Source organism: Microbacterium sp. BF1 (assembly GCF_019279095.1).
Classification (GTDB): Bacteria; Actinomycetota; Actinomycetes; order Actinomycetales; family Microbacteriaceae; genus Microbacterium; species Microbacterium maritypicum.
In genome coordinates this window covers 1-1,768 of the sequence record NZ_JAGYWT010000496.1, presented here as the reverse complement: position 1 = coordinate 1,768, position 1,768 = coordinate 1, and the positions used below count along the sequence as shown (strand labels likewise).

Sequence of the window (1,768 nt, the reverse complement as noted above, 5' to 3'; positions counted from 1 at the left end):
GCCGCGGTCCGATCTCGGGGGTGAAGTCGATGCCGGTGACGCGGGCGACGGCGTCCATGATCTGCTTCACGCTGAGTCCGTCGCCGGAGCCGAGGTTGTAGGCGGCTTCGATCGGACGTCCGTCGGAGAGGCGCTGGGCTGCGGCGACGTGGGCCGCCGCGATGTCGCCGACGTGCACGTAGTCGCGCACGTTCGTCCCGTCTTCGGTGGCGTAGTCGTCGCCGAAGATCTTGGGGGTCGTGCCCGCGAGCAGCGCCTCGAACACGATCGGGAAGAGGTTGTGCGGGCTGACGTCGTAGACCGTCGGGTCGGCGGAGCCCACCACATTGAAGTACCGCAGCGACGTGTGACGCAGCGGCCGCTCGGAGTCGGCCGTGGCGATGCCCTGGTCGCGCAGCAGCCACTCGCCGATCAGCTTCGATTCGCCGTAGGGGCTCGCAGGCTTCTTGGGGGTGTCCTCGACGACGAGCGCGACGTCGGGGGTCCCGAACACCGCAGCGGACGACGAGAAGACGATGTTCGAGACGCCAGCGGCCTCCATGGCCTCCAGGACCACGCGCGTGGCCTCGACGTTCTGCGCATAGGTGTGCAGAGGGCGCTGCACCGAGACGCCGGCGTACTTGAATCCGGCGACGTGGATCACCCCCGCGGCGTCGTGATCGCGCAGCGTCTTCTCGACGAGTTCGCGGTCCAGGATGCTGCCCTGCACGAACGCCACCCCCTCGGGCACGAACGATGCGACGCCGCTGGACAGGTCATCCAGCACGACCGGGGTGAGCCCGGCATCGGCGAGGGCGCGCACCACGTGGGCGCCGATGTATCCGGCGCCGCCGGTGACGATCCAGGACATTGCGTTTCCTCTCCCGCCACGACGTCGTCGCGGCTCTATGGATCATTCTGTCAGGCGTCGCGGCGGGGCCCGACAGACGGGATCACCGTGAACAGCAGGGGGGCTGCGAACCGGGAGGCCGCGAAGGCCGCCTTCACGGCATCCGACACCGCCTCGACGGCATCCTGCTCGATCAGTGCGATCGCGGCTCCGCCGAATCCGCCGCCCGTCATCCGTGCGCCCAGGGAGCCGGCCGCCAGCGCGGTGTCGACCGCGGTGTCGAGTTCGGGGGTCGAGATCTCGAAGTCGTCGCGCATCGATGCGTGCGAGGCGAGCAGGAGATCGCCGATCGCGCGCACACCCTGCTCGCGCAGCACCCGCACCGTGTCGAGCACGCGCTGGTTCTCGGCGACGATGTGGCGTACGCGCCGGAAGGTGACGTCGTCCATCAACTCCTGGGCGCGCGGCAGGTCGTCGATCGACACGTCGCGCAGCGCGGAAACCCCCATGATCGACGCACCGAGCTCGCACGAGGCCCGGCGTTCGCGGTAGCCGCCCGTGGAGTGCGCGTGCTTGACCCGCGTGTCGATCACGAGGATGGCGAGTCCGGCTTCGGCGACGGCGAGAGGTACGAGCTGGGTCTCCAGCGACCGGCAGTCGAGGAAGATCGCAGTGTCGGGGCGGCCGAGCATCGACGCCATCTGGTCCATGATCCCGGTGGGCGCGCCGACGGCCTCGTTCTCGGCACGTCGTCCGATGCGGGCGAGGGTCGTGCCGTCGAGCCCGGTGCCCCACAGCTCGTTCAGAGCGGAAGCCGTGGCCCCTTCGATCGCGGCGGACGACGAGAGCCCCGCTCCCACCGGCACGTCGGAGGCGATCGCGATGTCGAGTCCGCTGAACGGGCCGGCCTCCACCGCGGCCTGACGCAACGCCCAGGCG

At 70.0% G+C, this 1,768-nt stretch carries 2 protein-coding genes; both read right to left on the bottom strand.

The window, feature by feature from the left end:
* On the bottom strand, positions 1 to 850 hold an 850-nt coding region (gene galE / locus KZA10_RS14100; RefSeq protein ID WP_218683193.1), incomplete at its 3' end, for a UDP-glucose 4-epimerase GalE.
* A gap of 50 nt (positions 851 to 900) precedes the next feature.
* Positions 901 to 1,768: galactokinase (locus KZA10_RS14095; protein ID WP_218683192.1), on the bottom strand; the 868-nt coding region annotated here is incomplete at its 5' end.